The 21,301-nt window shown below is 42.5% G+C and carries 19 protein-coding genes; 1 reads left to right on the forward strand and 18 read right to left on the reverse strand.

Going from position 1 to position 21,301, the window contains the following annotated elements:
• Positions 1 to 16: 16 nt before the first annotated feature.
• Positions 17 to 1,318: a TolC family protein gene (locus tag H9X96_RS10525; RefSeq protein ID WP_187666230.1), complete on the reverse strand. Its 1,302-nt coding sequence runs from the start codon at positions 1,316 to 1,318 to the stop codon at positions 17 to 19.
• 107 nt (positions 1,319 to 1,425) lie between these two features.
• Positions 1,426 to 2,310, reverse strand: coding sequence for an AraC family transcriptional regulator (locus H9X96_RS10530; protein ID WP_187666231.1), 885 nt, complete (start codon positions 2,308 to 2,310; stop codon positions 1,426 to 1,428).
• Positions 2,311 to 2,384: 74 nt separating this feature from the next.
• Here H9X96_RS10530 and H9X96_RS10535 point away from each other — a divergent pair, with 74 nt between their 5' ends.
• Positions 2,385 to 4,166, forward strand: a complete 1,782-nt coding sequence (locus H9X96_RS10535; RefSeq protein WP_187666232.1) for an aminopeptidase P family protein — start codon at positions 2,385 to 2,387, stop codon at positions 4,164 to 4,166.
• A gap of 199 nt (positions 4,167 to 4,365) precedes the next feature.
• On the opposite strand, the gene H9X96_RS10540 is transcribed toward H9X96_RS10535, so the two are convergent.
• The 16 genes from H9X96_RS10540 to H9X96_RS10615 all read right to left on the reverse strand — a co-directional run bounded on the left by H9X96_RS10540 (position 4,366) and on the right by H9X96_RS10615 (position 21,296).
• Positions 4,366 to 5,154, reverse strand: coding sequence for an SDR family oxidoreductase (locus H9X96_RS10540; protein WP_187666233.1), 789 nt, complete (start codon positions 5,152 to 5,154; stop codon positions 4,366 to 4,368).
• Positions 5,155 to 5,177: 23 nt separating this feature from the next.
• Positions 5,178 to 6,008: an amidohydrolase gene (locus tag H9X96_RS10545; protein ID WP_187666234.1), complete on the reverse strand. Its 831-nt coding sequence runs from the start codon at positions 6,006 to 6,008 to the stop codon at positions 5,178 to 5,180.
• Entirely contained in the window at positions 5,995 to 6,852 is an 858-nt protein-coding gene (locus H9X96_RS10550; RefSeq protein WP_187666235.1) for a fumarylacetoacetate hydrolase family protein, read from the reverse strand. Before H9X96_RS10550 ends, H9X96_RS10545 begins: the two co-directional genes overlap by 14 nt.
• A 119-nt stretch (positions 6,853 to 6,971) precedes the next feature.
• A complete protein-coding gene (locus tag H9X96_RS10555; RefSeq protein WP_187666236.1) occupies positions 6,972 to 7,736 on the reverse strand; it encodes an SDR family NAD(P)-dependent oxidoreductase in 765 nt (254 codons plus the stop codon).
• Between the two features lie 27 nt (positions 7,737 to 7,763).
• Positions 7,764 to 9,422 (reverse strand): UxaA family hydrolase, encoded by a 1,659-nt coding sequence (locus H9X96_RS10560; protein ID WP_187666237.1) that lies wholly within the window; start codon positions 9,420 to 9,422, stop codon positions 7,764 to 7,766.
• A 6-nt stretch (positions 9,423 to 9,428) separates the two neighbouring features.
• Entirely contained in the window at positions 9,429 to 9,761 is a 333-nt protein-coding gene (locus tag H9X96_RS10565) for an L-rhamnose mutarotase (protein ID WP_187666238.1), read from the reverse strand.
• 22 nt (positions 9,762 to 9,783) lie between these two features.
• Positions 9,784 to 11,046, reverse strand: coding sequence for an L-fucose:H+ symporter permease (gene fucP, locus H9X96_RS10570; RefSeq protein WP_187666239.1), 1,263 nt, complete (start codon positions 11,044 to 11,046; stop codon positions 9,784 to 9,786).
• Between the two features lie 85 nt (positions 11,047 to 11,131).
• The gene (locus H9X96_RS10575; protein ID WP_187666240.1) at positions 11,132 to 13,327 is read right to left on the reverse strand and encodes an alpha-L-fucosidase; all 2,196 of its coding nucleotides are present in this window, start codon (positions 13,325 to 13,327) and stop codon (positions 11,132 to 11,134) included.
• Between the two features lie 230 nt (positions 13,328 to 13,557).
• Positions 13,558 to 14,418 carry a glucose-1-phosphate thymidylyltransferase RfbA gene (rfbA, locus tag H9X96_RS10580; protein WP_187666241.1) on the reverse strand — a complete coding sequence of 287 codons (861 nt, stop codon included), beginning with the start codon at positions 14,416 to 14,418 and terminating at the stop codon, positions 13,558 to 13,560.
• A gap of 86 nt (positions 14,419 to 14,504) precedes the next feature.
• The gene (locus H9X96_RS10585; RefSeq protein ID WP_187666242.1) at positions 14,505 to 15,071 is read right to left on the reverse strand and encodes a DUF3109 family protein; all 567 of its coding nucleotides are present in this window, start codon (positions 15,069 to 15,071) and stop codon (positions 14,505 to 14,507) included.
• Positions 15,072 to 15,076: 5 nt separating this feature from the next.
• On the reverse strand, positions 15,077 to 15,853 hold the full coding sequence (locus H9X96_RS10590; RefSeq protein WP_187666243.1) for a DUF3108 domain-containing protein: 777 nt from the start codon (positions 15,851 to 15,853) through the stop codon (positions 15,077 to 15,079).
• Between the two features lie 30 nt (positions 15,854 to 15,883).
• Complete coding sequence (locus H9X96_RS10595) at positions 15,884 to 16,399, reverse strand: DUF2480 family protein (protein ID WP_187666244.1); 516 nt, start codon at positions 16,397 to 16,399, stop codon at positions 15,884 to 15,886.
• 63 nt (positions 16,400 to 16,462) lie between these two features.
• Positions 16,463 to 18,559: a peptidylprolyl isomerase gene (locus tag H9X96_RS10600; protein WP_187666245.1), complete on the reverse strand. Its 2,097-nt coding sequence runs from the start codon at positions 18,557 to 18,559 to the stop codon at positions 16,463 to 16,465.
• A gap of 128 nt (positions 18,560 to 18,687) precedes the next feature.
• Positions 18,688 to 19,260, reverse strand: coding sequence for an LPS export ABC transporter periplasmic protein LptC (gene lptC / locus H9X96_RS10605; protein WP_187666246.1), 573 nt, complete (start codon positions 19,258 to 19,260; stop codon positions 18,688 to 18,690).
• Positions 19,261 to 19,267: 7 nt separating this feature from the next.
• On the reverse strand, positions 19,268 to 20,578 hold the full coding sequence (locus H9X96_RS10610) for a hypothetical protein (protein WP_255431077.1): 1,311 nt from the start codon (positions 20,576 to 20,578) through the stop codon (positions 19,268 to 19,270).
• Positions 20,541 to 21,296, reverse strand: coding sequence for a type III pantothenate kinase (locus tag H9X96_RS10615; protein ID WP_187666247.1), 756 nt, complete (start codon positions 21,294 to 21,296; stop codon positions 20,541 to 20,543). The genes H9X96_RS10610 and H9X96_RS10615 overlap by 38 nt, the downstream gene beginning before the upstream one ends.
• Positions 21,297 to 21,301: the final 5 nt, after the last annotated feature.

A 21,301-nucleotide genomic window follows, 5' to 3' on the forward strand; every position in this document is an offset into this window, starting at 1 on the left:
TGCTGATAAATGAGGATTAATTTAAGCTTCCAGTTGTTTTTTGTAATTGGTAATAGGTGTAGATGATGCTGATTTCTGCATTTTTCTGCTGCAGCTCCGCTTCTAACCTCACATTTGTGGCATCCATCAGGTCTGTTAACAAGGCCATCTGGTTCAGGTATTTCTTTTCGACAATCCTGAAGTTTTCCGTAGCGAGCTGCAGACTTTTCTCCGCCGATTGCAGGAGCTGTTTCGCCTCTCTATGTTTGATATAGGCCGCTTTGACAGAAATTTCCGTGTTTTGTCTCCACTGCTCTGCCATCGCCAATTGCTGCGCTTGCTGTGTTTTAGCCAGGCTGATATGCTTTGGCGCATTGTATAGGGAAGAAATATTGAAGGACACGCCCACCCCTGCTTGCCAGCCATTACTGTACATATCCCTTGCAGGCATGGAGGTGGTTAATGGTCTGACCATTGAATTTCCGGCGTTCAAATTTATGCTGGGTAAGCGATCTGCTTTTGCCAAAGCCACATTTCGCTCGGCAATGCGGTTGCTCAATTCTGCGGAACGCAATTCCGGGTACTGCTGATAAGCGAGGTCTAAATACTCCTGAAGCCCAGTTGCATTCGGCATATTATTTAAAATAGTGGTATCAGGCAGGATATAAGTCTGATCTGATAAGCCTAAAGCGATGCTGAGCTGCTGACTCAATATATCGATATTGTTGTTGAGCTGCTGTACTGCGGTACCTAAATTGGTGATCAGTAATTCATTTCTAATGACATCATTTTTGGTCACCATTCCACTTTTATACATCTTATTGATATTGAAAAGTCTCAATTGGGCAAGTCTGATGTTTTCCTGATATACGCCACGCTGGTTGTACATCTTGAACAAGTCAAAATAGTTTCCAGCAAGCAGGATTTTTACGTCCAGGCTATTTTTTTCATACGCCAATCCGGCCAGCTGTTCTTGTAAGCCTGCAATGGCGATATTGTTATGGATGGCACCGCCTTTAAAGACCGTCTGACTGGCCTGTAAAGCAAAAGAGTTACCGAAATGCGGCATGGGAACCGTTGTTTTTCCAGAGAAATCGTTGTTAAAAACCGTCACATCTCCGATGTAAGAAGCGGTTGCTGCTGCGGTCAATACTGGGTTTCTTTGCGTTTTAGCCACATCGAGGCGCTGCCCGGCGGCGGTCATCCCTATTCTGGAAATCTTTAACTGCTGGTTGTTAGTCTCCGCCATTTTAAACAGCTCAGGGATACTGATCTTTTGATAAAGTGTATCCTGTGCTGAGGCGATTTGAGAACTGAATACTGTAAATAAAGTACTCATAAAAATTATCATATTTTTCACCTTACAAAGGTCGGCATAGCAGGAGTGCTACCCTATGTCCGTATAGCAGGGAAATATGTCAAGATGACGTATAATGAGGTTAAACTTTAAGCGGAATGTTCTGCGCGGAACTGCGAAGGAGTGATTCCGGTATGTTTTTTAAAATACTTTGCGAAGGTAAACTGGTCGGCGAAATTCAGCTCCTGTGCCACCTGGGCGATGTTTAAAGTAGGGTCTCGGAGTAATACTTTGGCGCCAACAATGACCGCACGGTCAATGAAAGAGCCGGTTGTACGCCCGGTGCCTTCTTTCAGCATTTGTGTGAGGTGTTTTGGCGTTACAAATAGGCGGTCGGCATAATACTTCACGCTCCTTTCCTCTTTATAATGTTTCGCCAGCAGCCTCAGAAAGCCGATTGTCAGCTCTTCCCTCCTGTTCAGCTTCACTTTATGAGAAACATTATATCGGGCATAAATGGAAGCCGCATGGTAAAATAAAGAAAGGAAGCTATGCTTTTTCATCTCCGGCAGGAAGGCCACAGCAGCATCTTCTGCCAATGCTTTTTTGAGGATCTCCTGGAGGTTTAGCAGCAGATCCCGCTCCTCTATATTGATCGCATAATAAGGTTGATAAGCACCAGTCATCACCTCCACCACACTAGAAGTATTCAGAATGATCCCGCTCTGACTCATGTAATCCACGGAAAAAATACTGCCAACTATGGAAAAATCGGGACTAATCTCCGTAAATTCATAAATAGTAGAAGGCATAATGAAAAACAATGAATTCTCTTTCACGAGATATTCCCGGAGGTTATGTTTCACAAACATACTGCCTTTCTTAATGAGGAGAATGGCAAAATAACTGGCTTTATATACCTCTCCAACCACAATTCGGCTGGCAAAGTCCTCCTCAGTGAATACCTTTAACATCAGTGGAATTTCTTCCTCCTTCCTACTTAATCCCTGATGATCGTTTGTAGACTGCTTCATTTCAGGTAAAAATAACAACTATAATTAAAATCCATAGATTTGCGTTTACTCGATAGATATAAAAAAGCTAAACCATGACATATCAGGAAAAATTAAGCGCGATACGTTCTCAAATGAAAGCCGACAATGTAGAGGCCTATATCATTCCATCCGCAGATCCTCACATCAGTGAATACTTACCAGATCATTATAAATGCATCCCTTTTGCTTCCGGATTCACCGGATCGGCTGGAACATTGGTGATTACCCATGATTTCGCTGGTTTATGGACCGATTTCCGTTATTTTGAACAAGCAGCAGAACAACTGGAGAACAGTGGTTTTGAATTGGTAAAACAAAAGATACAGCATGCTCCAGAATACATTCAATGGCTAGGCAGCAAACTTGAAAAAGGTGCTATTGTAGCTAGTAATGAAAAACTGGTTTCCATCCTTCTTGGAGATTTACTCAGTCAGCAATTATCTTTCAAAGGACTTATATTAACTGATAAAGACTACTTAAGCCCTATCTGGGAGAATAGACCAGCCCTGCCTGCAGAAAAAGCTTACCTGATTGATGAAAAACACATCGGACAATCCGTAGCTTCAAAACTTGCTGCAGTAAGAACTGAACTGAGCAATAAAGCGGCAAACTATCATTTGATTTCTTCATTAGATGACATGGCCTGGTTGTTCAACATCCGCGGCAATGACGTCAGCTATAACCCTGTTGTATTGAGCTTTGCTTTAATCGGGCAAGAAGAAGCGACCATTTTCATTCATCCTGAAAAACTAAGCGAAGCAGAAAAAGCAGCTTTATCAGCAAGCGGCGTACAGGTAAAACCTTATGAAGCAGTGGAAGCAGCATTAGCCGAAATCCCTGAAAACACCAGCATTTTTATTGACCCTAAACGCAATTGTTTCGCATTTGCCAAGCAATTACCGGCCTCAGTAAAGCTGATTAAAGATACCAATCCTTCAACCAGTCTAAAAGCAGTAAAAAACGCAACAGAACTGGCCAATACCCGCATTGCGATGACGAAAGACGGTGTAGCCATCACCCGATTCTTAAAATGGTTATCCGAAAATATTGGCAAAATCAAGATTACTGAGCTTTCTGCCGCAGCGGAACTACGTAAATTCAGAGCAGCCCAGGAAGGTTTTGTTGGTGATAGTTTCAATACCATCAGTGCTTATGCCGCCCATGGTGCCTTACCGCATTATGGCCCTACTGACGAGAGCGATGTAGCAATAAAAGCACAGGGATTATTCCTGGTAGATTCCGGTGGTCAGTACAATTACGGAACCACCGACATCACGCGCACCATTCCGATGGGCAACAATACCGGAGAAGAAAAAACAGACTATACCTTAGTGTTAAAAGGCATGATTGACGGTTGTAAAAGCCGTTTCCCAAAAGGAACCTGTGGTTACCAGATCGACGCCATTACCCGTAAACCGTTATGGGATTACGCCATTAATTACGGTCATGGAACTGGTCACGGTGTAGGTTATTTCCTGAATGTTCATGAAGGTCCGCAAGTATTTAACCCTACTGCAACACCAGTAGCGATTGAATTGGGCATGATCACTTCTATTGAACCAGGCGTATACCGTCCGGGCAAACATGGTGTTAGAATCGAAAACCTGGTCAATACCATTACAGATGTAACCAATGAATTTAATGAATTCTACGCATTTGAGTCTTTAACCATTGCCCCGATCAGTACGGAAATCGTAAAAACGGAACTGTTAGAACAAGGACAAATTGACTGGCTGAACAGCTATAACGCGATGGTATTTGAAAGATTGAGCCCGATGCTGGATGCTGAGGAAGCAAAATGGCTGAAAGCTTATACTAAGCCGATTTACAAGTAATCAGTTGAGCTTGTTGAAAAATTGAATAGAAAAAAAGGAAGGGCGATTTTCCCTTCCTTTTACCTCTTTCTTCTCTTTTCAAACCCCCAGCCTATTGGACGCTGACTATCTGTGGGCAATTCCGATACAAAAGAAATGTGCTTAGACGACATTCCAATGTTTCCTTCAAAACATTGGAGGAGGAAAAGGACTTTCTTTTTTAAATTGGGCTAATAGAACGATCCAAATGCACATAACCGCCGTCGACGTAAACCAGTTGACCAGTGGTATGACTTGAGGCCCCAGACAGCAAAAACACCGTTGCATTCGCAATCTCTTCTGCCGTAGTCATTCTATTCTCAAAAGGGATTTTCGCTTTAATATCTGCCAGTTTCTCCTCCGAATTCGGGATTGAATTGATCCAGGTCTGATAAAGCGGCGTATAGCATTCCGCAACAATCACGGAATTCACTCTGATTCCATACGGCAATAATTCCACTGCCCATTCTCTGGTTAACGCGTTTCTAGCCCCATTTGAAGCGGCATACGCTGAGGTCCCGCCTTGCCCGGTATCCGCCACTTTAGAGCCGATATTGACAATTGCACCTTTTGATTTCTTCAATGCAGGCAAGGCATGGTGTGCCATCAGGTAATAATGGATGACGTTTTTATGCAGGCTTTCTAGGAAGCTTTCATAGTTTCCGCTTTCCAGTCCGACGCCATCATTGACTCCTGCATTATTGACTAGACCATCAATTCTACCATATTTTTCCAGGACGGTTTGAATCGCCTTTTCACTGTCTGAGGGCTGAGTTAATTCGGCGACCAACTGAAACACCTTTCCCCCATCAGCAGCTATATCATCTGCCAGCCTTTGGTTATCGGCTGCATTTCTTCCAACGATTACGGGTATCGCCCCTTCATTTGCCAGCACTCTGACAATTGCTTCGCCGATACCTTTGGCTCCACCGGTTACGATGACTACCTTATCTTTTAATTGCAAATCCATTGATTGCTTAGTTTAGGTGATTATTATAGGTTATAAAAGCGCTTTGCATTATTTCCCCAGAAGTCTTCCTGAGCTTCTTGCGGGAGTTTTTCGGTATAGTTACCGATTAGGCTGAGCACCCTTCCGTAGTCTGCAGCTAACAGGCATACTGGCCAATCAGAGCCATACATCACTCTTTTAGGGCCGAAAGCGTCGAATATTACATCCAGATAGGGGGTAAAATCTTTGTCTTTCCATTTTTTCCAATCGGCTTCAGTGACCATGCCAGACACCTTGCAGCTCACATTCTCTTGTTTTGCGAGTTCGATGATGTCTTGTTTCCATTCTTCGATCAGGCCATCTTTGATATTGGGTTTGGCGAGGTGGTTTAATACGAATCGTTGATTTGGAAACTTTTTGGCTAGTTCTGAGGCATATTTCAACTGCTGAGGGAAAATGAGTATGTCGTAGGTAAAGCCGTAGGTACTGAGTTTACTGATCCCATTGACAAATTCCGGTTTGAGCATTAAGGCAGGGTCAGGCGCTCCCTGGAGGATATGCCTGAACCCTTTTAACTTTTCATTTTTACTCAATTCCTTCAATTGAGCATCGATATCTGCTGCTTGAAGATCTACCCAGCCGACTACCCCTTTAATAAAGGGATGTGCTGCGGCATGTTTCAATTGAAAAACATTTTCTGCCGGACTTTGATCCGACTGTACCACTACACATCCATCGAAGCCATAGTACTCCAGAATAGACTTGAGGTGCTGCGGCAGGAAATCATCCCGAAGCACGTCCATATCGTCCCTGATCCAGCTGTCTCTTAGCTCATCATAATTCCAAAAATGCTGGTGTGAATCAATTTTTAACATAGTCTACCAGCAGCTGTTTTGAAGTTCCAAGGCCGTCAATACCAAGCTCCACAACATCACCCGCTTTTAGATATACCGGAGGTTTAAAGCCTAAGCCAACCCCTGCAGGCGTACCTGTAGAAATCACATCGCCAGGTAGTAAAGTCATAAACTGACTCACATAAGCAATCACGAAAGGGATGTTAAAAATAAAGTTAGACGTATTTCCGTCCTGCATTTTCTCCCCGTTTACGGTCAGCCACAGGCGAAGGTTGTTAAGGTCAGCGATCTCGTCGGGAGTGGCAAGGAATGGGCCTAAAGGGGCGAAAGTATCACAGCCTTTTCCTTTATCCCAGGTACCATTTCTTTCGATCTGGAACTCACGCTCTGACACGTCATTGTGCAGCACATAACCCGCTACATAATCCAGGGCATCTGCTTCATCTACATAAGATGCTTTTTTGCTGATGACTACTGCCAATTCCACTTCCCAATCCGTCTTTACAGAGTTTTTAGGGATGATGATATGGTCGTTAGGACCTGTAAGCGCCGTTGTAGATTTCATAAAAATTACGGGTTCAGGCGGTATTGGTGCATTGGTTTCTTTCGCATGATCTGCGTAGTTTAAGCCGATACATACAATTTTTGAAGGCCGCGCTACAGGTGATCCCAGACGGGTATCTGCAGGAACGACAGGCAGTTTACCTTCATTTTCTTTTAGAAAAGCGGCCAGTTTTGTCAGGCCGTCATTTTGAAAAAACTGCTCGTTATAATCTGCTCCGAAAGCAGAAGTATCATACCAAATATCGTTTATAATTACACCGGTCTTTTCCTGATCGGCAAGTCCCCATCTGATTAATTTCATTGTTAGTTAGCTAAATATTGTGTGTATTCAATTGTATATATCATTTCATCCCTACCGATGATAGGCTTGATCACTCCTGGTATGGATGAATTCGCATTCCTAAAATACGATGTGTTTTCTTAATTATTCAATTTAATGAAACCGCCATCGAGCGGATAATCATTACCGGTGATGAATCCTGCTTCTTCCGAGCACAGGTAAAGTGCTAATGAAGCCACCTCTTCTGGTTTCCCCATACGGCCTACTGGCTGACTTTTCGATAACTTCTCAAAAATCTCTGCTTCTTTTCCGGCGTAATTTTTAGCGATAAAGCCATCTACGAAAGGTGTGTGTACCCTTGCCGGTGAAATGCTGTTACAACGGATGCCCTCTGCCATATAATCGCGCGCTACTGAAAGCGTCATTGCGAAGATGGCACCTTTACTCATGGAGTAAGCAAAACGGTCTGTAATGCCTACTACAGCAGCAATAGAGGCCATATTTAGAATTACTGCAGAACTGCTGTTCTTTAATGCCGGGATTCCTGCATATAAGCAATTGTAAGCACCTTTTACATTTACGTTGAATACTTTAGTGAAATCTTCTTCAGAAGTCGTGTCTGCTTTCCCGATATGTGCGATACCAGCGTTATTCACTAAGATATCAATTGCACCGATCTTTTGAAACACTTCCAGCACTGCTTCCTGATTGCTCACATCGCAGCCGTAAGCATCAGCGGTACCCCCTGAGGCCTGTATTTCGGCTACCGCTTGTTCCGCTGCTGCGGCATTTAATTCAATGATGTGGACATTTGCCCCTTGTTTAGCAAAGAGCATGGAAATTGCTTTTCCTATTCCACTGCCTCCACCTGTTATAATTGCTGATTTTCCTTTTAAACTAAACATAATATGATTAAATAATGAAAATATTTTTTACAGTGATACCCCTCTTTTCCAAGGGATAAAGTCGTCCTGATTCAGTAATACTGCTTTCGGAGTGATTTCGCCACTTGCCGCTTTGATACAGTATTCCAGGATCTCCACTCCCATTTCTTCAATTGTTTTCTCTCCGCGGATGATGGCCCCGGTGTCTATATCGATGATATCAGCCATTCTAGTGGCCAGAGCAGTATTTGTCGCAATTTTGATCACAGGACATACTGGATTTCCTGTCGGCGTTCCCAATCCGGTAGTAAATAAGATCAGTGTTGCACCGCTTGCTGCTTTTCCTGTGGTCGCTTCTACATCATTTCCAGGTGTACATACCAGGCTCAATCCTGGTTTCGTAACCGGATCTGTATAGTCCAGCACATCCACTACTGGCGAAGTACCTGCTTTTTTTGCTGCTCCCGTACTTTTAATGGCATCGGTGATCAGGCCATCCTTAATATTTCCCGGGGAAGGGTTCATGTGGAAACCGGAACCTACGGCATGTGCCTGCGCATCATATTCCTGCATCAGGCGAATAAACTTATCCGCGGTAGTTTTATCTACACACCTATCGATGATGTTCTGTTCTGCACCGCACAATTCCGGGAATTCTGCCAGCAGGACTTTTGCACCCAGCGCGACTAATAAATCTGAGGTATATCCTACAGAAGGATTTGCAGAAATACCGCTAAAACCATCGCTGCCACCGCATTTCACACCAACACACAATGCACTTAAAGGTGCAGGTGCACGTTCTATTTTATTGATTTCTGTCAGTCCGACAAAGGTTTTCAGAATCGCTGCTTTGATCAATTGTTCTTCACTCTGACTTTGCTGCTGTTCAAAGATCAGGATGTTTTTATCGAATGCTGGGTTTCTCTTTTTGACATCATTCAGTAGGTCCTGGGTTTGCAAATGCTGACAACCCAGGCTCAATACGGTAATTCCCGCCACATTTGGATGGTCTGCATATGCAGCCAGCAGATGGCTCAATAAGGTAGAATCTTGCCTTGTACCACCACAACCACCTTGATGGTTTAGGAATTTGATCCCGTCTACATTTTTAAACACCCTGTTTTTCACAGGTTCTGCAGCAGCGATATGGTCCAGCTGGAAAGATTCCAAAGCGGCACCTTCATGGAATGCAGTTAAGAGCTGATCGGTAAATGACCTGTATTTATCTGTTACCGCGTAGCCTAAAGTATGGTATAAAGACTCTTTAATTACATCCAGGTTCCTATTTTCACAGAAAACGGTAGGAATGAACAGCCAGTAATTGGCCGTACCTACCCTGCCGTCTTTGCGGTGATAGCCATTGAATGTACGGTTGGCAAACCTGGATACATCCGGTTTCTGCCATTGATAATTCATGTCTCTGAAGCTATAATCCTGAGAAGCGTGGTGGATATTATCTGTAGTCATGAGTCCACCTTTTAAAATTGGGGTGGTTGCTTTTCCGACTAATACACCATACATCAATACTTCATCGTCCACGTTCATGTCCTGGATAAAGAATTTATGTTTTGCGCGGATCTCCTCCTGTAAGATAATCTGCGAATTGTTCCATTCGATGACCTGTCCTTTTGGTAAATCCTGTAGGGCTACCAGCACATTATCATCCGGATGGATTTGTAAAAAACTGTTGTTATTGCTTGCTGACATTGGCCTTTATAATTGAAATATTCTATCCATCATCATCCATTTCTCTCCGGGTTTAGCACCCGGTAAGGCCTGTTGATATTTCCACATGAGGGTTTCCCAGTCCTGCACTTTTTCATTGCTGGCATCCATGGCCGCTTTTTGCTCAAAGCTAAAGTCGTCGCTCACCTCCATGATCATAAACAGGCGGTTTCCTACCCTGTAGATCTCCATATGCTGGATCCCGGATGAAGTGATGCTTTCTATGATTTCCGGCCATACGGCCTTGTGCATTGCTTCATATTCTGCGATCAATTGATCGTCCGCTTTTAAATCCAGTGTTAAATAATACTTTTTACTCATAAAATTAATTTGACCTGCCTGATTAATTTGAACTATTTAAGGTGATGGGCACCACTTTATGACCTTTGATTCCAAATAGGAATACCACGACAAAACATATTAAAGGAACGATGTAACCCAGTTGAATGTTGTCTGTTAGATCGGCAATATGCCCCATTCCTAAGGGAAGGATTGCACCACCAACAATCGACATAATGATCAGACTGCTGCCAAATTTCGTGTCTTTACCAAGTTCTCTGATGCCCAGCGAGAAAATCGATGGAAACATAATTGACATAAAGAATGCGATTCCAATCACGATATAAATAGCCATCATACCGGTCACTGTCATTGCCGCTGCGGATAGCAGGATACAGATTGCCGCGTAAATCGACAGCAATTTTGGCGGGGCGATAAACTTCATGAGGAATGTTCCAAAGAACCTGCCGATCATAAAGGCCATTCCTACACCTAATCCGGCATATTTTGCGGCCTCTTGTTCGTCAATTCCGGCAGCTTTAGTCGCATAAAGGATGAAAAGACTGAATACACATACTTGTGCACCTACGTAGAAAAATTGAGTGACTACCGCCCAGCTCAGGTGTTTATGTGCCAGTGCAGGAATGATCCCTGTTTTTTCTCCTTCCTTTTGCGCTGTTTCTTTAATTTCAGGAAGTTTCAGGAAGACAAATATGATGGCGATGACCAGGATGATACTGCCCAAAATGAAGTACGGCATTTTCACGCTGGAGGCTTCGGAAGCCAGGGCAATTTGTCTGGCCGACTCCGTCATCGCATTTAATTCTTCTTCTGTATTTCCTTTGGTCATGATAATTTTAGCACCGATAATTGGGGCTAAAGTTGCGGCCAGACCGTTGAAAGATTGTGCAAAGTTTAAACGGAAAGTAGAAGTTTCCTCAGGTCCTAATAAAGAAGCATAAGGATTTGCTGCCGTCTCCAGGATGGTTAATCCGCAGGCAATGATAAAAAGTGCAATCAAAAAGAAAAAGTAAGATTGCGTATTTGCGGCTGGAATAAACAAAAATGAACCAATGGCGAATAAGATCAGACCAATAATGATCCCTGCTTTGTATCCGTATTTTTTCATTAGAAACCCTGCCGGTAAAGCCATCAGGAAATAGGCGATAAACACCGCTGAATCCACCAATGAAGCTTGTAAAGTAGACAGGCTAAATGACTTCTTCAGGTGAGGGATTAAAATCGGATCAAGATTATGGACAAAGCCCCACATAAAAAAGAGGGACGTAATCATGATAAACGGAAACAGGTATTTATTCTTAGTCATCGGTTTAATTTATTTGGTTACCCAAAGGACGCGAATTCTCTTACATTTTATTTAATGATATGATCATATCATTAAATGATTTTGGCTAGTTTTCCAGCAAAACAAGGCTAACATTTGACAATCCAAGCGTACTATGCGGAGAATTCGGGTGATAGAGCTGCCAGCTGAAAGGATAATATTTTCCTTTTTCCAAGGAGATTGAAGGAAGCGCTTTTGAAAATAATTCCTGCGGCTGAGTCGTATCAATTCCAAGGTCTATTTTCTTTTGATAACCATTGTAAATCTTCAGGAGCAACTGGTTTTTACCTTTTTTTAGTGAAAGTAAGATCAGGTCATTCAGCTGGTTTTCTTTGAAAGGGTTGTTATGGATGGCCAGAACCTCCCCATTGAGCATCACTACCAAACCATCAGTGCTGGTGATACTGGCCAGGAAAGGCTGATCTTCCGTTGCTGTGATTTCCTGAAGTACATAAACTGCAGTGCTGCGATCTGCTGCCAGGGTATATTTCTGGTTGTTTTTCCAATCTGTTTTCTTAGTCCAGGTTAATTTACCCTTGCCCCATGTCTGGCTTGGATCTATATTTTTGACCTCCTCTGGAAAACCTTCAATCCCGGTCCATTGGGCATCAGAAAGATAAATTGGCCCCCACTGAAGTGTTCCCTGCTGTTTGATCGGCATGGTTTTACCATCGGCAAAAGTCAGCGGATTTACTTTTCGATTGATTTCCAGGTCTATCGTTTTTCCTTTTTCTTGGGCAGAATAATAGATGACTGGTGTATAATTTTCATTTTTCAAGGGCTGCAATGTCCAGGATTCTTTAACTGTACTTTGGAATCTGGTATTGTAATCTACGCCGGAACTGCTGTAATGTTTAAACGCGTTGTGGGAATTTAAGTCAATGCCGGGGGCGCTTTTAGGAGCGGCTGCATCTGCGTTTAACCCGTCCGCAGGCACTTTCATCACATTAGCCGGCGGTACACTGAACCCATTGGCAAAAGTAATCTTGATCACTTTGAATTCTTTATCTGGGTTGATACTTGCAGGAACACTGATTTTAAGCCCTTGATCGTTCTGCGTAAAACTGATCTTTTGATTTTTTTCGCCCAATACGCCGATGCTTTTGATCTTGCCTTTAAGGCCTGGCAAAATGATCTGTCCGTTCTCCGGATGACTCATCACGTGTAAATAAAGCTGATTTGGTTTTGAGGTTAAGCTGCCCCATTTGAAGGAAACATGAAAAGGATCTGCTGCTGTACTGTAAATTGCTTCTCCATTTTTGTCGAGCCATTTTCCAATATTGAGTAAAATATCTTTTTCAAAACCGACTACTGATCCATCGCCTTTTGGGCCGATATTCAACAGGAAGTTTCCTCCTCTGCTCACTACACGGATCAGACTGGTTAACTTTTCTTTGGTTTTAACCGCTTCGCTGCCCCTGTCCTGCCATGACCTGTAACCCCAGGTGTCGTCGAAGAAAGAAGCTGGCGACTGCCAAGGTACGCCAATCGCATAATCCGGTTCCTGGTTGTCCCCCATTACATTGAAGTCGCCCATATCGTTTCCAATACGGCTGCCAATCATACAATCAGGCTGTAATTTATGTACTAAATCTCTCAGCTCTTTGCTTTCTGCAGCATTCTGAGAGCCCATATCGAACCACAATTCAGAGACTGGGCCATAATTGCTCAGCAGTTCTGTGATTTGTTTTTTATTGTATTGAACATGTTCTGGAGTAATGTAATCCGAGTTACTGCTGGAAATCGGAGAGGCCTGTGGATAATGCCAGTCGATCAGGGAAAAGTATAGTCCGAATCTTAAGCCGCCACGTTTACAGGCATCCGAAAGTTCTTTCAAAAGGTCTCTTTTAAAAGGTGTAGCATCCACCACATTGAAATCAGTAGTTGCCGTTTTAAACATACAGAAACCATCATGGTGTTTAGAAGTGATCACAATGGAGCGCATTCCGGCTTTTTTAGCCAGTGAAACGATAGAATCAGCATTCCAATCCTTAGGATTAAACCTTTTAGCAACACGGGCATAAGTATCACTATAAATCCCTGCATGCGCCTGAATCTGCTCGCTTAGGCCTTTGCTAATCTCTTTGCCTTCCCATACGCCACCCAATACGGAGTAAATCCCATAGTGGATAAACATGCTGTATTTCTGGTCCTGCCAGGCTTTTAACGCTTTAGGATCATGCTGTTGCTGCTGTGAGAAACTAACGCTGCTGCATAAAAGGAGTAGAAGGAATAAAATTCCTGATTTCTGTTTCGTTGTCATTGGAGTTTATATTTTGTTCTGAAGCCGTCTCAAGGGCTTAAGGTAATAAAAAGCAATAAACTCAAAGAAAGCAGATTAAACCGCGATATACGTTGTTGAAATTGTCAAAAGATTAAATGATTTTGGCATCAGCCTAATTGTTACTTTTTAAAAGAGACCAAATTAGGAAAGCCTTGCGCATAAAAAAACCCGGCGAATGGCCGGGTTTTCTATGATTTATGATTTGAGTATTACTTGATCATTTTCAACAAGTACGCGCCATAACCACTTTTTAGCAATGGTGTAGCGATTTTACGTAACTGTTCTTTATCGATAAAGCCCATCCGGTAAGCGACTTCTTCGATACATCCGATTTTCAGTCCCTGGCGTTCTTCGATTACCTGAACAAATTGCCCGGCCTGCATTAAGGACGCAAAAGTTCCGGTATCCAACCAGGCTGTTCCTCTGCTCAATACCCCTACCTTAAGTTTCCCCTGCTCCAGGTATACCTTGTTCACATCAGTGATTTCATATTCACCACGAGGCGAAGGTTTGATATTTTTAGCAATTTCTACTACGCTATTGTCGTAGAAATAAAGTCCAGGAACTGCATAGTCAGATTTCGGTGCTGCCGGTTTCTCTTCGATAGAGATGGCGCGGTTTTCGGCATCAAATTCTACTACCCCATAACGTTCCGGATCAGAAACGCGGTAGGCAAAAACTACTCCACCTTCAGGGTCTGAGCTTGCCTGTAATAGGTTAGACATCCCATCGCCATAGAAAATATTGTCGCCAAGCACTAAGGCTACCTTGTCTGTACCGATAAAATCAGCACCGATCACAAAGGCTTGTGCCAGGCCATTCGGATCTGGTTGTTCTGCATACGAGAACTCACAGCCCAGCTCTTTTCCATCACCTAATAACTTCTTAAAGTTTGGCAAATCATGCGGCGTAGAGATGATCAGAATTTCTCTGATTCCTGCAAGCATTAAAGTCGACAGTGGGTAATAGATCATCGGTTTATCATAAACCGGCATCATTTGCTTGCTCATTACTAGAGTCAGAGGGTGCAGTCTTGTCCCGCTTCCTCCTGCTAAAATTATTCCTTTCACTTCCGTAGGTTGGTTTTTGTAAGTATATGTTTTGAATTCTGGTTCAAATTATTTTGGGTGTCAGGCTCCGGAATTTCCGCTATGCCTTACGGGTTTGTGGCCACACTGTTTTCCAGTTCTGCGTACCATTCCGCACCATACTTTCTAATCAGCGGACCTTTCAGAAACTGGTATACCGGTACTTTCAGCTCTCTTCCGAAGGAACAGGCATCATGGCAAATGTGCCATCTGTCGTAGTTTAACACTTCAAATTCCGGATATTGTGTGACTCTGATCGGATACAAATGGCAGGAGATTGGTTTTTGCCATTCTACCAGACCTTGTTCATACCCTTTTTCGATACCGCATTTGGTGATGCCATTTTCGAAAGTCACGTAGGCACATTCTTTATTTCCATCCACACAAGGCGTGGTCAGGTCGCCATCCGCATCTACCACGGAAGTACCCTGTTCTTCGATGGCCTGAATCCCTTTTGCTTCCAGCAGGTGTTTAATTTTCGGATAAATATCCTTCAGGATCGCGGTTTCGGCGACATCCAAAGGGGCACCTGCATCACCTTCGACGCAGCAAATGCCTTTACACTTGTTTAAGTTACAGACGAAGCTTTCGCTGATCAGGTCCTCGTGAACGAGTGTATTTTGTACTTCTATCATCTTATTTATTTTACGATCGCCAGAGGATACTTCAATCCATCGGCTGATTTAATTTCCATTGTCACTGCGCCCACCAGGATCTCCACTTGCGCCTTTACAGGCACCCTGTTTCCATCATCTGTGATCCACAGGTATAATCTACTATCTTTTCTAAAGATCCTTCCAGACTTAATAGAAGGACTAAATTTCAAACACCTGATTTTGCCCATTTTCGTTTTCACCACTTCACGGCCGACAAACTGTATTTTCAGCTGGTTGATTTCATCCCCTAAAAAGTAATTCAGTTTGACTTCATCGCCGGGATTCAATTTTGAAATGTCCAGACTTCTGGCAAAATAGTAGGTAGATACCAGGTCGAATGTTTGTTTATCCGGAGTTTTAAAAGTCCCTTTCGTGGCGACTACCTTTTGTTCGCCTTGATAAAATCTTGCTTTATCTTCTCTTCGGTAACTGCCTTCGCGGATGTTCTCCTGGTAGAAATAAGGTTTCAGGTTTACACGGTCTATATAAGAATCATAATGGTCTCTTATTTTATAAAAAACATCGAATGTACCAGATGTTTCTCCGTCTACCGACAGGCGATAGGTGGGTTTACCATCAAATTTAAGGTCAGTATCCAGCACTTTTAAGGTTCCTTCTGCTGCGGTGATGAAACCATACCTCAATTTATATTTCAACACTTCCCCTACCTGAAAAACAGGTTCTTTAACAAAAGGAAGTTCTTGAGCCATGCCCCTGAAACTTAATAATGCAATAGTGATGATCAATAATGATTTCTTCATATCAGGGTTTAAACAAAAAACACTCCAAACTTAATCCTTTCGCTTATAAATAGGCACGGTAGAACAAGGTTCACCGTACATCATGCTCTTTACCACAGGTGTGAGCAGGCTGGTAATCTCCACATAGGCAGAGATGGGCACGTCGATATCTGCGCATCCTTTTACCACCACGCGTTCTCCTGCGAAGGCATTCAGGTCTATTTTAGCCAATGCTTTGGTAAAAAGCACCGATTCCAGGGTTTCCAGGCTTCCGAATACCACTTCATGGGCATAAGGCTTTAATTTATTGGCAAGCAGCATATAGGCCCAGGTAGGCACGATGGCATCGGCACTACAGATGACTGCGATATTTTTTCCGGTATAACTGGCCCAGTCGTGGGTTTTAATAAACGCTCTAAAATCTTTCTCTCTCAGCATCAGGCCATGAAAAAGATTGTCTTTGATATCATAAACCACTCTTTCACCGGTATGGTAGTATTCTTCCAGATTGAAAGTGATCAAGCCACTTGCAGCTACTTTATTAACGAAGTTTTCTTGAATGTCCATGCTTATAAAATAAAAAAACCGGAAGCAAAAATACTTCCGGTTACAAAATTACGTAAAATAAGATTAATAGAATTTCACTCTATTGTCTTTTATCTTGGCTTTATCCTGTAAGGCTTGGAAAGCTGAACCTAAAGAGCGCTGTGCAATTGCCTGCATCATGGCTTCTTTTTGTTTATAGGTATTGGCTAAAGGCGCTGGATTCACGAAATTATCTACTGAGAACACGTACACACCACGCTCACCGTCTACTGGCTGAGCAACTTTACCTGGCTGAGAACCGAATACGGAACCTACCAATTTATTTTCCTGAGCAGCACCTGGGATGATTGGGTTAGCAAACACAATATTTTGAACTGGGTTTACTGGCTGGCCTAATTTCTTAGCTACCTGATCAATATTTCCAGCACCTTGTAAAGCTGCATTTGCTTTTTCTATCAATAGTTTTGCTTTAACAGCATTACGCACCAATGGCTCGATGTCTTTTTTAACTGCTTCCAGTGGTAAAGTACCTTTTGGATTTACACCAGTTACACGAGCAATTACAAAAGCATTGTCCATCTGGTAGATTTCTTTCAGGATATCACCTTTTTCAGCAGCATACGCATCGCGTATCAACTGACGAGGGTTATCTAAACCTGGAGCGAAACCTTGAGAAGCAGTTACTTTATCAGCTACACCAACAGTGTAACCTTTTTTCTGTGCCAACTCACTAAAGTTATTGTCTTTCACTTCAGCTAGGAAGCTGCTTGCTTTTTTGTAAGCTGCATCTTTAGTTTTATTACTTGGAGAAAGGTTTTTCTCGATATAAGCCAGTTTGGCAACTTTAGAGTTACCAATTTGTTTTTCCACTTTGATCAAATGCACACCGAACTGAGAAGTAACCACTTTAAGATCGCCTGGTTTACCGTTGAAGGCCGCGTTCTCAAATTCTGGAACCATTTGTCCGCGGCTGAAAGTACCAAGGTCACCGCCTTTATCTTTCGAACCGTCTACACTGTATTGTTTTGCCAATACTGCGAAGTTCGCACCACCTTGAACCAATCCTTTTAAGGAATCTGCTAATTTGATGGCTTTATCTACACCACCTAATTTCGCTGGGTCGATCAAGATATGGCTTGCTTTTACTGAATCCGGAGAGAAACGAGTATCTACAACTTTCAGCAATTTGTAAGAGTTACCAGAGAATTTAGGGCCGTAATAGCTGCCTGCAGGAAGGTTAAATACTACTGAATCAACTGCAGGATCTAATTTACCTTTCGACATATATACGTAAGGAACTTTCACATCTGAGTTCAATGCAGCGAATAAAGAATCATTTACCGCAGTTTTGAAGTCTGCCGCTAATTTTTCTACTTGTGTTCTTACTGCAACAGAATCCTCTTTTGTTGGGTTAACGCTGAAAGTTACATACTCGAATGAACGGGTTTCTGCAGGGCTTTCAAAGCGTGCTTTGTTGGCATTGTAATAATCAGTGTAATCTGATTCTGTTAATTTTAATGTGGCATCAGCAATGGTTGCGTAATCAAGGGCTACATATTTAAAGTTCGCCAATTTATTACGGTTGATGTATTCATCATTTGCTTCAAGCGTCGTTACATATACTGAATTACGAACCAGGTTCGCATATTTTTGCTGTAAAGCTTGTTTTTCGATTTCCGCCTGCAGCATATCCCATTGTTGTTTCAACTGAGGGTTTTTTGCCTGCTGCTTTAATGAAGCGATCACTTCAGCGCGGTTTACCTGACCTGTTTGCGGATTACCGAAGTACTGAACGATCAGTGGGCTTGGGTTTTTACCTTGCAATAAATCAAATAATTCATCACCAGAGACGGTTAAACCTAGGCGACTGTATTCTTTACCTAAAAGAACCGTTGCAATTTCACCGTTCCAAACGTTGTCTACTGCCATTGCCTGCATTTGGGCATTGCCTGAGCCACCATATTGTTGTTTAAACTGCGCTAAACTCTGGTCTACTTTAGGACCAAAAGTATCAATGCTAATATCTTCACCGTCAATCGATCCTACAACCTTTTGAGATTCGGCCCAGAAAGGCTTACCTACGTTAACTGCATCACCAACTAAAAATGCAACAATTGCAAAACCGATGGCACCGATCAAAATGTACCCTGCGCGATTCCGCAAAAATGTCATTAATCCCATAATATTCTTATTTATAAATCCTTTTTAAGAGGGCGCAAGATACAACTTTTGGGAAAAAAAGAAAATATAAAATTGTTTTTGATTAAGTATTTAAAAATTAAGGAAATATGGGCTTTTAAAACCGCTGATTATTCGCCGAAATTTTTGTCTACATAAGTCTCCCCAAAGCCCTGTTCGAAGTTGAAAACGCTGAAATCCTGCTTTGCGCTAAAGTTTACGGCATTGATTACGGTACCATCAGGCTTCGTGATGACGCCTTGCGGCGAATAGAACATCCGTTTATTTTGATCCCAGGTTAATTCTTCTGTGTTGAAAGTCAGCTGTTCGTCTACAACGACCACATTTCGTTTAAAGATCACGATTTTTTCCGTGTCTTTGGAGATGGCATAATCGGAAGTGATGGAGCCTTTGACCTTGAGGCTGTCGTTCATGAAGTTTATTTTCACTCCTTTTGGCATCTCCTGATAGGTGGCGCCGCTGGTTGGGGTGATTTTATCCATGATGGGTGCTTTACCGATCCCTTTCACCTTGGAGGAGTCACTGTAAGTGATCTCTACCTCAATGGTACGGTCGCGGTTGAGCACCAGGTCTTTTTTTGAAAGTGGGGCGGCTTTTTTCAAGTCGTCTTCCCCACAGGAACTCAAGCAAAGCTGGAATAAGCACAATATAGCCAGACCAGTAGGTATGCTCAAGGATTTCATACCTCGCTTAATAAAGCTTATTTTTAATGAACCAGGTATCATTAAGTGTAAATGAAAGGTGGAAATTGATATAATTTTCTTTGACCAATCCATTCATCAATGAACCTCTTTTTCCGATTTCCGTAGTAAAGTTCATTTTGTAAATCGAGTATCTGCTGGAAGCCAGCGGCAATCCTAAACCGAAAGTAACGGCTTGCTGTTTAATGTCCTGACCACCTCTCTGGATGTATGTTTTATCGTAAGTATACCCTACACGGTAATCGATACGGTCGAAGTAGTTATTGATCGAAGTGATATCAGGAGTGAACTGACCCCCTGCTGAGAAACCCCAGCTGTCTTGTAAACCTTGATTCACACCACCAATCGTTAATTTTTTCCATCCACCCATTCTATAGTCCGCACCAATCAGCCATTTATTGTCTTTTTGAACAGTAAACCCGAAGTTATGTGTCAATGGAAGTTTTAAGCTTGATTTTCCGCCATCAATGAAGGTCGTGGTATCTGAAACACCGGTATCTTCACCTGTAGCTGTTCTGACGAACTGAGAAGCTACGTAAGTTTGGGTAGAATTGATGTTAGAAGAGGCAGATCCTGAGTACCCTAAGGTGATTCTCTTTTTGCCGCCTAATTTAATTTCATATTGAGCACCATAAGAGAAGCTTACGCCACCTACGCTATTTTTATCCTGAATTCTGGTATACAAGGCATTGACTCTCTGCAATTCGTAGGAGCTGCTGTTTTCTATATCTCCGAAGATGTATTCCACATTCGCACCAATCCTGAAATTGTCGCCAATTGCCTGACCAATACCTAAATAAGCTTTAGAAAGACCACCCTGACCGGTAAATCTATTGATGGCATTTGTGGTATCCACTCTGCTCACCGTCTGATAATCATAACCTACTTGTGTAAATGGCATTAAACCAAAACTCAAGCCTGTTTTTCCTTGAATCAGCGGGAATGCGAAAACGATATGATTTAAGGAACCGTTAAAATCTTTTTCTGAAAGGTCGCCTTTGCTCAGTTTAGTAAAGGTACCGGATAGGCCCATATCAGCAGTAGTCATGGAAATCCCTGCATAAGAAGAGGGATTCTGCATGTTGACATTGTTGTAACCATTCGGTTTATATACACCGGCAGAAATTCCACCCATCGCCCTTAACTGAGGAAGCACTAATTCTTTCACATTTCCAAGGCCATATCTGGAATATGGGGACTGCAATGTAACCTGTGCCTGGGCAGTGATGCCGGTAAACAACACCAATACTGCTGCTATATAATTAATTTTTTTGTACATATTCGAAAGCAATGACTTCATTTAATCCTTTTATCACCAAATACGGATCGTGAATAATTTGAGGCGCAAAGATGCTGTTTTTTAATTGTTTCAGCAAAAATGCAGCATTACCTCCTGTTATCAGTACCGTAAGGTCATTATATTTATTATTCTGTAGAGCGATAAAGCCCTCCACTTCGTTAATTACGCCTTGTAAAACTCCATTTTGAATGGCGGTGGTGGTATCAGTACCCTCCGGTACTGTTCCTTCTTCCCGGTCCCATGCAACCAATGGCAAACGCCCGGTATAATGGTTTAATGCCTGGAAACGCATGTCTATTCCTAAGCTGATGCTACCCCCAAAATATTCACTCTGGGCATTCAGGAGGTCATAAGTAATACAGGTACCTACATCTATTATGAAACAATTTTTGCCTTTATAGTAATGGTTCGCCGCAATAATTTTTGCCCATCGATCCAGTCCCAGTGTAGCTAAAGTTTGATAATAATTCTTTATTCCGGTGTTTACAGCAGTCGAAAAAGGGATATAAACCGTATTCTTTTTCAACAGGGTGATGACCTCTTCTAATTCTGGTCCGACACTGGAGATGGTAGCGCAGCTGATCTGGTATTTCTCGATCAAATCCATCAATACCTCCGGATCAAGCTGTTTAAACACCTGGGTATGAACAATCGTTCTGTCGTCGAAAACAGCAATTTTGCTGTTTGTATTACCGATATCTATAACCAGATTATGCATCTCCA

It is taken from the genome of Pedobacter sp. N36a (assembly GCF_014472395.1).
GTDB lineage: Bacteria > Bacteroidota > Bacteroidia > Sphingobacteriales > Sphingobacteriaceae > Pedobacter.